At 75.4% G+C, this 14,985-nt stretch carries 14 protein-coding genes; 10 read left to right on the top strand and 4 right to left on the bottom strand.

The genetic code is table 11. The features are described 5' to 3' along the window. Window positions 1-48: 48 nt before the first annotated feature. Window positions 49-1,215, bottom strand: coding sequence for a citrate/2-methylcitrate synthase (locus ACFV8H_RS06710; RefSeq protein WP_380397062.1), 1,167 nt, complete (start codon window positions 1,213-1,215; stop codon window positions 49-51). Between the two features lie 157 nt (window positions 1,216-1,372). Between ACFV8H_RS06710 and ACFV8H_RS06705 the strand changes: the two genes are divergently transcribed. The 3 genes from ACFV8H_RS06705 (at window position 1,373) to ACFV8H_RS06695 (ending at window position 5,171) form a co-directional block, all read left to right on the top strand. Continuing rightward, window positions 1,373-2,647, top strand: a complete 1,275-nt coding sequence (locus ACFV8H_RS06705) for a citrate synthase (RefSeq protein ID WP_380397060.1) — start codon at window positions 1,373-1,375, stop codon at window positions 2,645-2,647. A 320-nt stretch (window positions 2,648-2,967) separates the two neighbouring features. Further along, window positions 2,968-3,684 (top strand): response regulator transcription factor, encoded by a 717-nt coding sequence (locus ACFV8H_RS06700; protein WP_380397058.1) that lies wholly within the window; start codon window positions 2,968-2,970, stop codon window positions 3,682-3,684. Continuing rightward, complete coding sequence (locus ACFV8H_RS06695) at window positions 3,681-5,171, top strand: sensor histidine kinase (protein ID WP_380397056.1); 1,491 nt, start codon at window positions 3,681-3,683, stop codon at window positions 5,169-5,171. Before ACFV8H_RS06700 ends, ACFV8H_RS06695 begins: the two co-directional genes overlap by 4 nt. Here ACFV8H_RS06695 and ACFV8H_RS06690 read toward each other — a convergent pair. Further along, the gene (locus tag ACFV8H_RS06690; protein ID WP_380397054.1) at window positions 5,137-6,195 is read right to left on the bottom strand and encodes a GlxA family transcriptional regulator; all 1,059 of its coding nucleotides are present in this window, start codon (window positions 6,193-6,195) and stop codon (window positions 5,137-5,139) included. The genes ACFV8H_RS06695 and ACFV8H_RS06690 overlap by 35 nt on opposite strands. Window positions 6,196-6,376: 181 nt before the next feature. Between ACFV8H_RS06690 and ACFV8H_RS06685 the strand changes: the two genes are divergently transcribed. From ACFV8H_RS06685 to ACFV8H_RS06675, 3 genes are all read left to right on the top strand, one after another. Beyond that, the gene (locus ACFV8H_RS06685; RefSeq protein ID WP_375884294.1) at window positions 6,377-6,967 is read left to right on the top strand and encodes an isochorismatase family protein; all 591 of its coding nucleotides are present in this window, start codon (window positions 6,377-6,379) and stop codon (window positions 6,965-6,967) included. Between the two features lie 195 nt (window positions 6,968-7,162). Then, window positions 7,163-8,164, top strand: coding sequence for an ArsR/SmtB family transcription factor (locus tag ACFV8H_RS06680; protein ID WP_380397052.1), 1,002 nt, complete (start codon window positions 7,163-7,165; stop codon window positions 8,162-8,164). Window positions 8,165-8,178: 14 nt separating this feature from the next. Continuing rightward, window positions 8,179-8,595 carry a nuclear transport factor 2 family protein gene (locus ACFV8H_RS06675; protein ID WP_375884291.1) on the top strand — a complete coding sequence of 139 codons (417 nt, stop codon included), beginning with the start codon at window positions 8,179-8,181 and terminating at the stop codon, window positions 8,593-8,595. A gap of 65 nt (window positions 8,596-8,660) precedes the next feature. Here the strand turns inward: ACFV8H_RS06675 and ACFV8H_RS06670 are convergent, their stop codons facing one another. Then, window positions 8,661-9,833, bottom strand: a complete 1,173-nt coding sequence (locus ACFV8H_RS06670; protein ID WP_380397050.1) for a macrolide family glycosyltransferase — start codon at window positions 9,831-9,833, stop codon at window positions 8,661-8,663. Window positions 9,834-9,888: 55 nt separating this feature from the next. Beyond that, window positions 9,889-10,575, bottom strand: coding sequence for a TetR/AcrR family transcriptional regulator (locus ACFV8H_RS06665; RefSeq protein ID WP_380397048.1), 687 nt, complete (start codon window positions 10,573-10,575; stop codon window positions 9,889-9,891). A gap of 99 nt (window positions 10,576-10,674) precedes the next feature. Between ACFV8H_RS06665 and ACFV8H_RS06660 the strand changes: the two genes are divergently transcribed. The 4 genes from ACFV8H_RS06660 (at window position 10,675) to ACFV8H_RS06645 (ending at window position 14,548) form a co-directional block, all read left to right on the top strand. Further along, window positions 10,675-11,640 carry an NAD(P)-dependent alcohol dehydrogenase gene (locus ACFV8H_RS06660; RefSeq protein ID WP_380397046.1) on the top strand — a complete coding sequence of 322 codons (966 nt, stop codon included), beginning with the start codon at window positions 10,675-10,677 and terminating at the stop codon, window positions 11,638-11,640. Between the two features lie 241 nt (window positions 11,641-11,881). Continuing rightward, window positions 11,882-13,249: a ferric reductase-like transmembrane domain-containing protein gene (locus ACFV8H_RS06655; RefSeq protein ID WP_380397044.1), complete on the top strand. Its 1,368-nt coding sequence runs from the start codon at window positions 11,882-11,884 to the stop codon at window positions 13,247-13,249. 24 nt (window positions 13,250-13,273) lie between these two features. Then, entirely contained in the window at window positions 13,274-13,762 is a 489-nt protein-coding gene (locus tag ACFV8H_RS06650; RefSeq protein ID WP_380397042.1) for an FMN-binding protein, read from the top strand. Between the two features lie 30 nt (window positions 13,763-13,792). Next, window positions 13,793-14,548 (top strand): FAD:protein FMN transferase, encoded by a 756-nt coding sequence (locus ACFV8H_RS06645; protein ID WP_380397228.1) that lies wholly within the window; start codon window positions 13,793-13,795, stop codon window positions 14,546-14,548. Window positions 14,549-14,985 lie beyond the last annotated feature (437 nt).

Below are 14,985 nucleotides of genomic sequence, written 5' to 3'. Positions count from 1 at the left end.
GTAGGCGGGCGGCCAGGGCGGCCAGGGTGGCCAGGGCGGTCACGGCGGTCAGGCCGTCGGCAGGGGCTGGGGAGCCGCGGGGCCGGTGTAGCGGGCGGCCGGGCGGATGATCTTGGGGTCGGCGGCCTGCTCCAGGATGTTGGCACTCCAGCCGATCGCCCGGGCCGCGGCGAACGTGGGGGTGAACATCTCCCTCGGCAGGCCGCAGAGGTGCATCACCACGCCGGCGTAGAACTCGACGTTGGTGTGCAGTTCGCGGCCCGGCTTGAGCTCGGCCAGGATCGCCTCGACCCGGGTCTCCACCTGGACGGCGAGGTCGACGAGTTCACCGCCGAAGGATTCGGCGACGCCGCGCAGCATCCGGGACCGCGGGTCCTCGGTGCGGTAGACGGCGTGGCCGAAGCCCATGATCCGGTCGCCGGCCAGGACGTGCTCGCGGATCCAGCCGTCGATCCGGTCCGGGGTGCCGATCGCGTCCAGGGTGTCCAGGGCCCGGCTGGGCGCGCCGCCGTGCAGGGGTCCGGAGAGCGCGCCGAGCCCGCCGACCAGGCAGGCGACGAGGTCGGCCCCGGTGGAGGCGATCACCCGGGCGGTGAAGGTGGAGGCGTTGAAGCCGTGGTCCACGGTGGAGATCAGGTACTGCTCGATCGCCCGGGCCTCGGCGGGCCCGGGCTCCTCGCCGGTCAGCATGTAGAGGTAGTTGGCGGCGTAGCCGAGGTCGTCGCGCGGTTCCACCGGCTGCCGGCCCTGCTGCAGTCGGTGCAGCGCGGTCAGGACGGTGGGGACCAGCGCGGTGGCGAACAGCGCGTCCTCGATCCGCTGTTCGGGCGCGGTGTCGTAGAGGGGGCGGATGCCGCGGTCGGCGGCGGCGACCGAGAGCGCGGCGCCCAGGGTGGCGAGCGGGCCGCCGTGCGCGGTGCTCGCCGCCAGTGCGGGCAGGAGCGGACGCAGGGCGTCCGGCAGGCGGCGCAGTGGGGTGGCGCGGGCGAGGAAGGCGGCGCGGGCGGGTGCGTCCGGCAGTTCGCCGAGGAGCATCAGGTGCCAGACGTCCTCCAGGGTGCGCTGTTCGGCGAGGTCGATCGCCGAGTACTGGCGGTAGCGGTAGAAGCCCTCCAGGCCGCGGACGTCGCCGAGTTCGGTCTCGGTGACCACGACGCCCTTGAGGCCGCGGGGGACCTCGATCTCGGTGGTGCTCGGCATGGTGGTGCTCGGCATGGCAGTGGCCCTTCTCGTGGATCTTCCCGGCTGGGTGCTCCGGCGACGTTCTGTACTCTCCGATCATTGATCCATGTTGTCAATGTTGATTGAAATCAATGTGTAATACTGTGGATCATCAAGGCGCGGAGGCGTCACAGGACGACGAGGGCGGACCATGGCCGAACGCTTGACCACCCAGCAGGTCGCCGAGCAGCTCGGCGTGAAGGTGGAGACGGTGTACGCCTACGCCAGCCGCGGGCAGCTCAGCAGCGAGCGGGCCCCGGGAGGCAAGGGCAGCACCTTCGACGCCCGCGAGGTCGCCGAGCTGGCCGCCCGCGGCCGTCGCGCGCCGGTGCGCCCGGCGGCGGGCGAGCCGTCGGGCGCCGAACCGGGGTGGGGCAGCGAACCGGTCGAGGTCCGGACCGGGCTGACCCTGATCGAGAACGGCCGGCTCCACTACCGCGGCCGCGACGCCGTCGACCTGGCCGCCGGGCACGGCTTCGAGGCCGTGATCGGCTGGTTCTGGGGGCTGGACACCGACGCCCCGGTGGAGCTGCGGGTGCCGCCGGCCACCGCCGAGGCGCTGGCCCGGGCCGCCGCCGCGCTGCCCGACGGGATCCGGCTGCCCGACCGGCTCCGGATCTCGGTCACCGTCGCCGCCGCGCTCGACCCGCTCCGCTTCGACCTGCGCGAACAGACCGTCCGGGCCGCCGGGGCGGCTCTGATCGCCGGGATGGTGGAGGCCCTGCCGCGCACCGCGCCCGACCCCGGGCCCGACGCCCCGCTGGCCGCGCGGCTGTGGAGCCGGCTGGCGCCCGCCGCCCCCGCCCCCGGGGAGCTGGCCTGCCTGGACCGGGCCCTCGTCCTGCTGATCGACCACGAGCTGGCGGTCTCCACCGTGGCGGCGCGGGTGGCCGCCTCGGCGCGGGCGCATCCGTACGCGGTGGTCTCCGCCGGACTCGGCGCCACCGACGGCCCCTTGCACGGCGCCGCCAGCCCGCTGGCGCACCGGATGCTCGCCGAGGTCCTGGCCGACGGCGCGGTGCCCGTGGTCTCCGACTACCTGCGCACCGGCCGGCCGATCCCGGGGCTCGGCCACCGGCTCTACCCGGACGGCGACCCCCGGGCGGTCGCCCTGCTCGACGCGGTCGGCCGGCTCGACGGCGGAGCGGAGGTGGTGGCGGCGGTCGCCGCGGTGGAGGCGGCCGCGGGCCCGGCCGGCCGGCCCGCCCAGCGGGCCAACATCGACCTGGCACTGGCCGCCATGGCGCTGACCACCGGACTGCCCGCGGAGGCCGGCGAGGTCGTCTTCGCCGTGGCCCGCACCCCTGGCTGGCTGGCCCACGCGGTGGAGGAGTACCGCGAGGAACCCCTGCGGATGCGGGCCCGGGCCACCTACACCGGGCCCCGCCCCCAGGACGACCGGGCGGGCTCCGCGCTCAGTCCATGACGTCCCGCGTGGAACAGGAGGATGCCGCGCGGGACGTGCTCGCGCGCGGCGCCGACCGGCCGCCGGACCACAGGTTCGCCGGTCCGCGCCGTGGCCGGCACTCTCCCCCGGCCCTGTTTTCGCAGGTCAGTAGCCCTGCGGGGATCACGAGCCGGTTCCGCCGATCTCACGGGTTTCTCATCGCGGCGGGCCAGACTGAGCGCCGCCGGCACGAACGCCGCCTGTATGAGCGCCGCCTGCATGAGCGCCGTCGGGATGGACACCGCCGGTACGAACGCCGCCGGAGTGGACGCCGTCCACCGCCGAGCCGAGGGAGCAGCATGGACGACACCGCCGACCGCCCGGACTGGCGCGTCCTGGTCGTCGACGACGAACCGGACCTGGTCGAGGTGGTCTGCGGCGCCGTCCGCTACGAGGGCTGGCAGGCCCGCGGCGCGACCACCGGCCTGGAGGCCGTCCGGGAGGCCGCGCACTGGCGGCCGCACGCCGTGGTGCTCGACGTCATGCTGCCCGACCTCGACGGCTTGGAGGTGCTGCGCCGGATCCACGCCGAGCAGCCCGAGGTGCGGGTGCTCTTCCTCACCGCCCGGGACGCCGTCGAGGAGCGGATCGCGGGGATCGCGGCCGGCGGTGACGACTACGTCACCAAGCCGTTCAGCCTGGCCGAGGTGGTGGTCCGGCTGCGCGGGCTGCTGCGCCGGGCCGCACCGACGGACGGGCCGCGCCGACCGCCCGCGCACGCCCTGGTGCTCGGCGACCTCGTCCTGGACGACCGGGCCCGCGAGGTCACCAGGGACGGCGAGACCATCGAGCTCAGTCCGACCGAGTACGCGCTGCTCGCCCACCTGATGCGCCACCCCCGGCAGGTGCTCAGCAAGGCGCAGATCCTGGACGCGGTCTGGTCGTACGACTTCGGCGGGCAGGCGCACATCGTCGAGCTGTACATCAGCTACCTGCGCAAGAAGCTGGACGCGGGCCGCAGCCCGATGATCCACACCGTCCGGGGCGCGGGCTACCTGATCAAGGCCGCGCAGTGAGACGGGCCGCCGCGCGGGTCATCAGGGCCCTGCGGAAGCTGCTGCCCCGCACCCTGCGCGCCCGGCTGATCGCCGGACTGCTGGTGCTGCTGGTCGTCACCTGCGCCGCCGTCGGCTTCGCCACCGCCGCCGCCCTGCGGCACTTCCTGGTCGACCGCCTCGACCAGCAGCTCGCCGAGGCCGGCGGCCGCTACGCCGCCAGCCTGGAGCACACCGGCACCGGCGCCGGCCCGGACACCCGGGCCCAGACCCCCGGCACCCTGGGCGTACGACTGCTCGGGGGCAAGGTCACCGCCGCCGGGGTGGTCGACGGCGACGCCGACGACGCCGACAACCCGGACGACGCGGACGACCGGGTCACCTTCACGCCCGATCAGCAGCGCTCACTGGCCGCCCTGCCGGTCGGCGGCTCGGCCCGCACCCTCGACCTGGGCGGCACCCTGGGCCACTACCGGGTCCGCGCGGTGGCCGGGCGGGACGCCGACGTGCTGGTCTGCGGGCTGCCGCTGGGCCCGGCCGAGGACACCGTGACGCGGCTGGAGACCCTGGAGCTGACCGTCTTCGCGATCGCCGTCGCCGCGGCCGGCGCCGCCGGGGCGGTCTGGGTCGGCTGGTCGCTGCGCCCGCTGCGCCGGGTGGTCGGCATGGCCGAGCGGGTGAGCGCGCTGCCGCTCGCCAGCGGCGAGGTGATGCTCGCCGAGCGGGTCCCCGACGACGACCCGCGCACCGAGGTCGGCCGGGTCGGCGCCGCCCTCAACCGGATGCTCGGCCACGTCGGCGACGCGCTGGCCCGCCGGCACGCCGTGGAGGAGCGGCTGCGCGGCTTCGCCGCCGACGCCAGCCACGAACTGCGCACCCCGGTGGCCGCCGTCCGCGGCCACGCCGAACTGGCGCTGCGCCACCCGGGCCAGGTGCCCGGCGAGGTGCGGCACTCGCTGGAGCGGATCGACGCCGAGGCGCTGCGGATGGGCGCGATCGTCGAGGACCTGCTGCTGCTCGCCCGGCTGGACGCGGGCCGCCCGCTGGCCGGGGACGAGGTGGACCTCACCCGGATCGCGCTGAACGCCGTGGCCGACGCCCGGGTGGCCGGGCCCGGCCACCGCTGGCGCCTGGCGCTGCCCGAGGAGCCGGTCCTGGTACGCGGGGACGAGCACCGGCTGAGCCAGGTGGTGGCCAATCTGCTGGCCAACGCCCGCACCCACACCCCGGCCGGCACGGCGGTCGAGCTGCGCCTCGAACCCGGCGCCGAGCACGTCGAGTTGAGCGTCACCGACGAGGGGCCGGGGATCCCGGCGGAGCTGCTGGAACGGGTCTTCGAACGCTTCGTCCGGGGCGACCGGGCCCGCTCCCGGGCCACCGGCTCGACCGGACTGGGCCTGGCCATCGTCCGGGCCGTGGTCCAGGCGCACGGCGGCACGGTCGAGGCGGCCAGCCGACCGGGCCGCACGGTGTTCACGGTGCGGCTGTGTCAGCCCGTGGGGCCGTGACGTCCGTCGTACCCGTCCCATCTGCCAGGGCCGTGACGGCCGTGCGGAAGCGCTGGCGGTAGTCGGTCGGCGTGGTGTCCAGTCGGCGGCGGAAGGCCCGCACCAGCGTGTCGGTGGTGCCGAACCCGCAGGCGGTGGCGATGCGTTCGAGGGTGTCGTCGCCCGACTCCAGCCGGTGGCGGGCGAGTTCGACCCGGGCGGACTCGATGTAGGCGCTCGGGGTGGTGCCCAGCTCGGTCTTGAAGATCCGGATCAACTGCCGTTCGCTGAGGTGCACGTGGGCCGCCAGCTCGGGCACGGTGAGCCGGCCGGTCAGGTGGCGCAGGATGTGGTGGCGCAGCTCCTCGATCCGCCGGGTGGTGGAGACCGGCTCCAGCGGGACGCTGAACTGGCTCTGGCCGCTGGGACGTTTGAGGTACATCACCAGCTGGCGGGCGACCCGCAGGGCGAGTTCCTCGCCGAAGTCCTCGGCGACCAGGGCGAGCGAGAGGTCCAGGCAGGCGCTGATGCCCGCGCCCGTCCAGACCTCGCCCGCGCGGATGAAGATCGGGTCGGCGTCGACCTCGATCTGCGGGTACTCGGCGGCGAGTTGGCCCGCGGTCGACCAGTGGGTGGTGGCCCGCTTGCCGTCCAGCAGCCCGGCGGCGGCCAGCAGGTGCGCGCCGACGCACACCGAGGCGACCCGGCGTGAGCGGGCCGCGAGCCGGCGCACCTGCCCGACCACCTCCGGGTCGGCCACCGCCCGGACCCGCCCGGCCGCGTCGACCTCCACCGACCCAGGCACCAGCAGGGTGTCGATGCCGCCCTCGGCGGCGGCCCGGTCGAAGGTCAGGTCGGGCAGGATCCGCACCCCGGCCGCGGTGGTGACCGGATCGGCGGTGGCGGCGGCCAGCACCACCCGGTAGCCGACCGCGTCCCCGGTCTCCCGCCTGAGCAGCGCGAACACCTCGGGCGGTCCGGTGACGTCCAGCAGGTCGACGCCCTCGAACAGGACGATGACGACCAGCCGCTGCGCGCGCTCCACGGGGCCTCCCTCTCTCACTCCGGTGCAGGTGCCGACTCCGACAGTCGACGTCGGCGCCGATGTCGGATTCTGCATGTTAGACGGCATTGCCGCCACACCGGGCCCGCCCGTAGCGTTCCTGGGGCAGGCCGCACCCCGCGTGACCTGCCCCGACACCCCCAGGCCCGAAGGCGGCACAGCCATGCCCAGCACCACCCTGCGCACCCTCACCGGTCTCGACGACAAGCCCGCCCGGCTCGGCGCGAGCACCCTCGTCCTGGTCGACTACCAGAACACCTACACCCGCGGCGTGATGGAGCTGACCGGCTGGCGCGAGGCCCTCGACGCGGCCGCCGGCCTGCTCGCCCGGGCGCGGGCCGAGGGCGCCACCGTCGTCCACGTCGTCAACGACGGCGGCGCCGGCACCCCGTACGACATCCGCGAGGAGATCGGGCAGATCCACCCGGCGGTGGCCCCGGCCGAGGGCGAGCGGGTGGTGGTCAAGCAGGCCCCGGACGCCTTCGTCGGCACCGAGCTGGGCGAACTGGTCGACGCGGCCGGCCACCAGGAGGTCGTGGTCGCCGGGTTCATGACCCACATGTGCGTCGCCTTCACCACCGCGGGCGCCTTCCTGCGCGGCAACCGCCCCACCGTGGTCGCCGACGCCTGCGCGACCCGCCCGCTGGGCTCCGGCGCCGAGGAGCTCACCGCCGCCCAGGTCCACCGCGGCGCGCTCGCCACCGTCGGGGACCTGTACGGCGTGGTCGTCGAGTCGGCGGCCGAGCTGGGCTGAGCCCGGCCGCGTTCCGCCGCCCCCGCGCCGGCGGGGTGCCCCGGTCCGTCACCCGGGGCACCCGCCCGGGCGGGGCGACGGGCGCCGCCCCGCCGGCCCTCCGAGCCTGCCGGGTCCCGGGGCCGGAGGGCAATGGATTCGGTCCTCGCCGAACGGTCTTGCGGAGCGGCCGCCCGCGGGGTGACGATCCTGTCCGTGCTGCGAATCATCTTCGGTACGGACGACTTGGACCGCGTCCGGGTGGCGGAGCGTCCGGACATGTCGATGGAGCTGTCCCTCAGCGTCCACGGCCTGGTCAGCGGCCGCTGCGATCCACGCTTCCAGGTGTGGCGCAACCGGCTGCGGGCGTCCTGGAACCCCCGGACCGCGCTGCTCTTCGACCTCTACACCCCCTCGGCCATCCCGGAGTTCCTCGCCGTGCGCCGCGACCCCGGCGCCACCGAGAGCGCCACCGCCGAGGCGCCCGAGGAGCCGCTCCGCGACCACCTGCGATCGGTCGGCGGGACCAGGCAGTTGAGCGCCTTCGCGCGCGGCGTGGCCGCGGGCGACCGGCGGGCCCGGCGGCTGCTCGGCAACGTCACCGCCGACTACCAGACCCGCGCGATCGACCCGTACCGGCGGCAGATCGAGACCATCGTCACCACCGACCACGGTAGGCGCCGCCGGCTCGGCGAACCGGACCGGGTCCTCGCCTCGCTGCACCCGTCCGTCTCCTGGCGCCGCCCGGTGCTCAGCTTCCCGCTGGTGGGGGCCTGCCGGCACGACATCCGGCTGGACGGTCGCGGACTCCTGCTCCAGCCCTGCGTGTTCGGCCCCCGCCGCCCCGTCATCGCCCGCTTCGAGGACCCCCGGCAGCAGCCCGTCCTCCTCTACCCGGCGAGGATCAGCGGCCCCTTGCAGCCCGAGCCCGAACCCGCCCCGAGCCGCAACCTCACCGCCCTGCTCGGCCAGACCCGCGCCGCCGCCCTGGAGGCCATCGCCACCCACGGCCCGTGCTCCACCAAGGACCTGGCCGGGCTGCTCGACATCTCCACGGCCTCCGCCAGCGAACACGCCACCGTCCTCGCCGACTCCGGCCTCACCACCAAGGACCGCGACGGCCGCACCGTCACCCACCGCCCTACCCCCCTCGGCCGCGCCCTGTTGTCCGGCCGCCTCCCCGCCCCGACCCCTGACCCGACCCCCGACTCGATCTGACCGGAAGGACGCTCGTGTCACTCACCCCGGAGGACCGCTGGGCCGTCGTCGACCTGGTCTCGATGCACGGTCACCTCGTCGACGACGGAGACCTCGACCGGCTGGACGAGGTGTTCACCGTCGACGCGGTCTACGACCTCACCGAGTTCGGCCAGGAGCCGCTGTCCGGAGTGGCGGCCGTCCGCGCGGCGGCACGGGCGCTGGGCGCGGGCAACCCGGTCGCGCACCACGTCACCAATGTCGTCGTCACGGCGGGGGCGGACGGCCGGGTGCGGGTCCGCTCCAAGGGGCTGGGGGTCCGGGCGGACGGCTCCTGCGGCTCCGTCTCCTACGAGGACACCGTGGTGCGCACCGCGGACGGTTGGCGGATCAGTCACCGCCGGGTCTCGCCGCGCCGGGCCCCCTTGGGCGGGGCGACGGCACCGCGCTGACCGCACGCCGCCCCCGGCCAGGAGCGGGGGCGGGGGCGGGGGGCGGGCGCAGCGCGCGGGCCGTGTCAGACCAGGGCGGCCTCGATCAGGTCGGCGGCCCTCGACGCGCCGCCGCCCGCGCGGACCTCCGCGCCGATTTCGGCCAGCCGGGCCGCCACCGCCGGGTCGGTGGTCAGCTCCAGTACGGCGGAGCGCAGCGCCTCGGCGGTGGCCTGCTCGGTGTCCAGGCGCCGTGCGACGCCGAGTTCGACCAGCCGGTCCGCGTTCTCGAACTGGTCGGCGGCCTGGGGCACCGCCACCATCGGCAGCCCGCAGTACAGGCCTTCGCTGCACCCGCCCATCCCGGCGTGGGTGATGAACGCGTCGGCCTGCCGCAGCACCGCGAACTGCGGGACCCAGGGGTGCACTTCGACGTTGGCCGGGATCGGCCCCAGCTCCGCCGGGTCGGTCGCCTTGCCGACCTGGAGCACGACGTGCCAGCCGGGAAGGTCCCCGAAGGCCTCCAGGCACGCCCGGTAGAAGGCCGGCTGGTGGGTGAAGGCGGAGCCGAGCGAGACCAGCAGGACCTTCTGCGCGCCCTGCGGTCGGGTCCAACCGCCCTGGTGTTCCCGGTTGTCGAGGCAGGGGCCGGCGAAGGAGAAGACCTCCGGGTCGACCTCGTCGACCGCGTTCTGGAGCGCCCGGGGGATCAGCGCGAGCCCGCGGTCCGGGCGCATCATGTACGAGAACATGTCGCGGGGCGCCACCCCGTTCTCGGCCAGCCACTTGGCGAAGCGCTCCGGTACGCCCTCCGCTTCCAGGGCCGCCATGACCGTCCGGAACGGCTCCGCCTCGGGGTCGGCCTGGGCGATCCGGGACGGCGAGACCAGCATCGACGGCACGCCCCAGCCGTCGGCCAGGACCCGTCCCGCGTACGCCATGAAGTCGTACAGCACCAGGTCGGGCCGGTCGTCATGGAAGGCCTCCCGCATCCGGGGCAGCATGGCCTGCGCCTCGCCGAAGACCATGCCGTGCACATTGGTCCCGGGCACGACCGCACGGCCCTTGAGGATCTCCAGGCCGGTCTCGTACGGCACGAGCCGGGCGCCGGTGGTCCCGATCTGCTCGGCGAAGGTCGGGTCGTTGACGTAACTGACGCGGTGGCCGCGGGAGACCAGCTCCCGGATCACGTCCAGGCTGGGGTTGACGTGGCCGTGCGCCGGGATGTTCACCATCGCGATGTGTGCTGGGCGGGGCATGTCGGTACCTCTCACGTGGTCGTCAGAATCCTGTGCGTGGGCTTCTGACGTTACGTCATGTTCCGGGGTGGGCGGGCGGCGAGGGGGTCCGGCCGTCGGCCGCGGCCGGGAGGTCGCGCAGGGTCAGCGCGGCCGGCGGGGGCAGCGGTCCGCGGGCCCCGTCGGCGCGGAACGACTGGAGCAGGTAGGCCACCAGGCGCCGGGAGGCCGCACCGTCGTCGGGCAGGGCGGTGACCAGGGCGCAGTGGGCCAGCAGCACCACGGCGAGGTCGGAGGGGTGGAAGTCGGTCCGCAGCGCGCCGGAGGCCTGCGCCCGGCGCACCAGGGTCGTGATGTCGCGCTCGGCCCGTCGGCGGGCGTGCGCGTGCTGCGACCCGCTGTCCGGGAAGGCGGTGACGAACGCGGCCGGGAACCCGCGTTCCTCCCGTTGCAGCGCGCAGACCGTCTCGATCAACCGCTGGAAGCCCTGCCAGGGGTCGGGGGCGGCCAGGGCCTCGGTGAGCGCCCGCGCGCAGGTCTGCATCTGCTGCGCGAACGCGCCCCGCACCAGGGCGTCCCGGGTCGGGAAGTGCCGGTACAGCGTCGCCACGCCGACCCCGGCCCGACGGGCCACGGCGGCCATCGGGGCGTCGATCCCGTGCTCCGCGAAGACCGCCCGGGCGGCGACGAGGACACGCTCCCGGTTGCGCCGGGCGTCCGCCCGCACCCCGCCCCGGGCTGTGATCCGAGAGGAATCCACCATCACTGTCTCTCGCTTCCGGTCCAAACGGACGATTGCGTCCACTTGAGAGCTTACGGTCGCTGCCGGAACCGCAAGTCCCCGGGCCGCAAAGGGAGAACGATGAACGACCGGATGATGAAGGCCGTGCTGTACGACCGCTACGGCGGCCCCGAGGTGCTGTACGTGGGCCGCGTGCCGCGCCCCGAGCCGGCCCCCGGCGAGGTGCTGGTGAAGGTGCGCGCGTTCAGTGTCAACGGCGGTGAACTGACCGTCCGTTCGGGCCGTCTGCGGCTCCTGAGCGGCCGGACCTTCCCCCGGCGGGTCGGCCTGGACTTCACCGGCGAGGTCGCCGAACCGGGCGCCGGAGTCACCCGGTTCGCGCCCGGCGACCGGGTGTGGGGAGTCCTGGGCCGCACCTCCGGGTTCGGCAGCGCCGCCGAGTACGTGAGCGTGCCCGCCGCGCGGGTCGGGCGGCTCCCCGACGGCCTCGACCCGGTGGACGCCGCCGCCCTGCCGGTGGCCACCGCCGCCATCACCGCACTGCGGGACAAGGCCGGGCTGCGCCCCGGCGAACGGCTCCTCGTCCGGGGCGCGGCGGGCGGTGTCGGCAACGCCGCCGTCCAGCTCGGACGGGCCTACGGCGCCGAGGTCACGGCCCTCGCCCGCGCCACCGGCCTCGACTTCGTCCGCGGGCTCGGCGCGCACCGGGCGATCGACCACCGGACGGTGCGGGCGGCGGATCTGGACCGCTTCGACGTGGTCCTGGACACGGCGGGGACCGACCTGCGCGCCTACCGGCGCCGACTGGCGCCCGGCGGGCGCATGGTCACCATCGCCTTCGACCCGAAACGGCCCGCCGCGTCCTTCGGCTACCTCGCGGCCAGCACCGTCCACGGACGCGGCCGGGTGCGCTTCTTCAGCGGCAACCCCGGGCAGGCGGACTTCGACGACCTCGCCCGCCACGTGGTCGAGGGCAAGCTGCGCCCCGCGGTGGACACGGTCTTCCCCCTGGAGGAGACGGCGGCGGCCCACCGGGCGCTGGAGGCGGGCGGGGTCCGGGGCAAGTACGTGGTCCGGGTCGACTAGGACTTCCGGGTTGCCGGGCTGCCGGGCTGCCGGGCTGCCGGACTTCCGGACTTCCGCGATGAGAAAGCCGTGAGATCAGCGGGGGCCGTTCGTGGGCCCCATATGGCCTCTGACCAGGGGAAACGGTGGTGATGGCGGGCGCCGGCGGCGGGTCCGCTCAGAGGCGACTCAGAGCTTGCGATGCGATCGTGGACCGCCCGGGCGGGGCCGTGCCGCCGCCGGGAGTCAAGGAGGTTCCCCGATGGCCACTGCCACCGCACCGAAGTCCCGGCAGACACCGGCCGGCCCGCGTCACCGGGCGGCCGAGCGCCCGCCGCTCGCGCTGCCACCGGGCGCCGCGCTCGGCCTGATCGCCGCCGGCGCGCTCGGCGTGCTCGGGCTGTGGTGGGCGGACACCTCCTCGGTGGCCGGCGCGGCCGGCTGGCTGACCGGCGCCGGGCGGATCACCGGGCTGCTCGCCGGGTACGCCGCACCGGTGCTGCTCCTGCTGATGGCCCGGCTGCCGGCCGTGGAGCGCGGGGTCGGCGCCGACCGGCTGGCCCGCTGGCACGCGTACGGCGGCCGCTGGCTGGTCGGCCTGGTCACCGTGCACCTGCTGACCGTGGTCTGGGGGTACGCGCTCACCGACGGGCGCGGGCCGCTCGACGAGGGCGTGGAGATCGTCTTCCACTACCCCGACATGCTCAAGGCCGCCTTCGGCACCCTGCTGATGCTCGGCACCGGAGCGGTCTCCGCCCGGGCGGCCCGCCGCCGGCTCTCCTACGAGACCTGGTACCACCTGCACCTGGCCACCTACCTCGCGGTGGCGCTGGCCTTCGCCCACCAGCTGACCACCGGCGCCGACCTCGGCGGCGGACCCGGCCGGGCCGCCTGGTACGCGCTCTACTTCGGGACGGCGGCGCTGCTCGGCTGGTTCCGGCTGCTGCGGCCCTGGCTGCTCGACCGGCGGCACGGGCTGCGGGTCGCCGAGATCCGGCCGGAGGGACCGGGCGTGGTGTCGCTGTTCCTGTCCGGTCGGCGGCTCGACGAACTCCGCGCCGAGCCCGGCCAGTTCTTCCGCCTCCAGTTCCAGGCCCCCGGGCTGCGCTGGGCCGCCAACCCGTACTCGCTGTCCGCGCCGGCCCGCCCGGACTTCCTCCGGTTCACCGTCAAGGACCTCGGCGGCCACAGCGCCGCCGTCGCCCGGCTGCGCCCGGGCACCCCGGTCCGGGCCGAGGGGCCGTACGGCGCGTTCACCGGGCGGCAGCAGCGCCGGCGCCGGGTGCTGCTGCTCGGGGTGGGCGTCGGGATCACCCCGCTGCGGGCCCTGTTCGAGACCCTGCCGGGCGAGGTCACCCTGGTCCAGCGGGCCCGGCGCGCCGAGGACGTGCTGTTCCGGGCGGAGCTGACGGAGATCGCCCGGCGGCGCGGCGCGACGGTGCACGAGCTGCTCGGCCCGCGCGAGCAGGTCGGGGACCTCGGGGCGGCGCTGGCCCGCCTGGTACCGGGGCTCGCGGAGCACGAGGTGTACCTGTGCGGGCCCGAGGCCGTCACCGCGGAGGCCGTACGGGCGCTGCGGGCGGCCGGGGTGCGGCCGGGGCGGATCCACCACGAGTCCTTCGCCTTCTGAGCCCGACCACACGAGGAGCCGTCCATGCGCCGAGCCGTCGTCACCAGTGCCGCCACCGCCGCCGGGGTGGTGCTGCTGCTCTCCCTCAAACCGCACCAGGCGACCGGGAACGCACCCGTGATCAGCTCGGGGGCGGGTACCTCGTCCGGGTCCGGGTCCGCGTCCGGGGCCGGGGCCGCGTCCGATTCCGGCTCCGCATCCCCCGTGCCCGCGCCCGCACCGGCGGCGGGCGGCGCCACCCGGAAGGTCAGCGGCGACACGATCAACACCCGGTACGGCCCGGTCCAGGTGCAGGTCACCCTCGCCGGGAGCCGGATCACCGGCGTCGACGTGGTCAAGTACCCCACCGAGGACCGCCGGGACCGCGAGATCAACGCCGACGCCCTCCCCACCCTCAACCAGGAGGCGATCTCCGCCCAGAGCGCCGGGATCGACGCCGTCAGCGGCGCGACCTACACCAGCGACGGCTACATCCGCTCGCTGCAGAGCGCCCTCGACCGGGCGAAGGGCTGACGCCCGGTGCTGCGGCACGCCGAGCCCGTGATGGGCACCGTGTTCTCGATCGCCGTCCGCGACCCCGGCCCCGCGACCCCCGAGGCGCTGCGGCGGATCGCCGACCGGCTGCACCGGATCGACGCGGTGTTCTCCCCGTACCGGCCGGAGAGCGACATCAGCCGACTCGACCGGGGCGAACTGGCCCTCGCGGACTGCGATCCCGAGGTCCGCACGGTGCTGGACGCCTGCCGCGAGGTCGCGGCCGAGACCGACGGCTACTTCACCGAGCGCCCCGGCGGCCGGCTCGACCCCAGCGGCTGGGTCAAGGGCTGGGCCGTCGAGGAGGCCGCCCGGCTGCTGCGCGCCGCCGGGGCCCGGCAGTTCTGCGTCAACGGCGGCGGCGACGTGCAGACCTGCGGCGGGCCCTGGCGGATCGGCGTCGCCCACCCCGGGCGGCCGGGCGCACTCGCCGCCGTCCTGAGCGGCAGCGACCTCGCGATCGCCACCTCCGGCACCGCCGAACGCGGCGCCCACGTTCTGGACCCGCACACCGGCCGACCGGCGGAGGGCCTCGCCTCGCTCACCCTGGTGGGCGCCCCCGGCACCGGCATCGCCCGCGCCGACGCCTGGGCCACCGCCGCCTTCGCGATGGGCCCGGACCGGGCCCTCTCCTGGGCGGCCCGCCGACCCGGGGTGGAGGCGCTCGCCGTCCTGCCGGACGGCACCAAGCGCTGGACCCCCGGCCTGCCCGGCCACCTGCCACCGGCCGGTCCCGCCGACTGGCAGCTCGCCACGGCGCGCTGACGCCCCGGGTCAACTCCTTGACGACTGGATCCGGTTCACCTGGCATCTCCGACTGCGGGGTTGTTGCCCACGCCGACCGGAACGCGTCCCGCAACATCGCCCGCAAGGGCGCGACCGCGTGGAGAGCGGGGCGTGAGTCACGCGTCCCAGCCACCCCATAGGTGGCTCGGACGTGGGAGGCCACACGGCAGCCGGCCGTGCCCTACTCGCAGAACCCGGTCCATCAGCGCCGGGCCAAGTTGACCCCATCAGGTGAACCCCGGCGATCACGTCCCGCTCACCCGACACCGTGGTGAATAGTGGGATACCAATCGGGCACGTACCGTCCGATCCCCGCTGGAACCCAAGCCGAGGAGGGAGCCGCACCGTGACACCCGCCGCCGCACTCGCCGTTAGCTGGACCGTGACTGCCGCCGCCGACGCCGTGCCCGGGGCGG

It is taken from the genome of Kitasatospora sp. NPDC059827 (assembly GCF_042731675.1).
Taxonomy (GTDB): domain Bacteria; phylum Actinomycetota; class Actinomycetes; order Streptomycetales; family Streptomycetaceae; genus Kitasatospora.
Note: the sequence above shows the minus strand (reverse complement) of the source record. Positions and strands in the feature narration are given on the sequence as shown.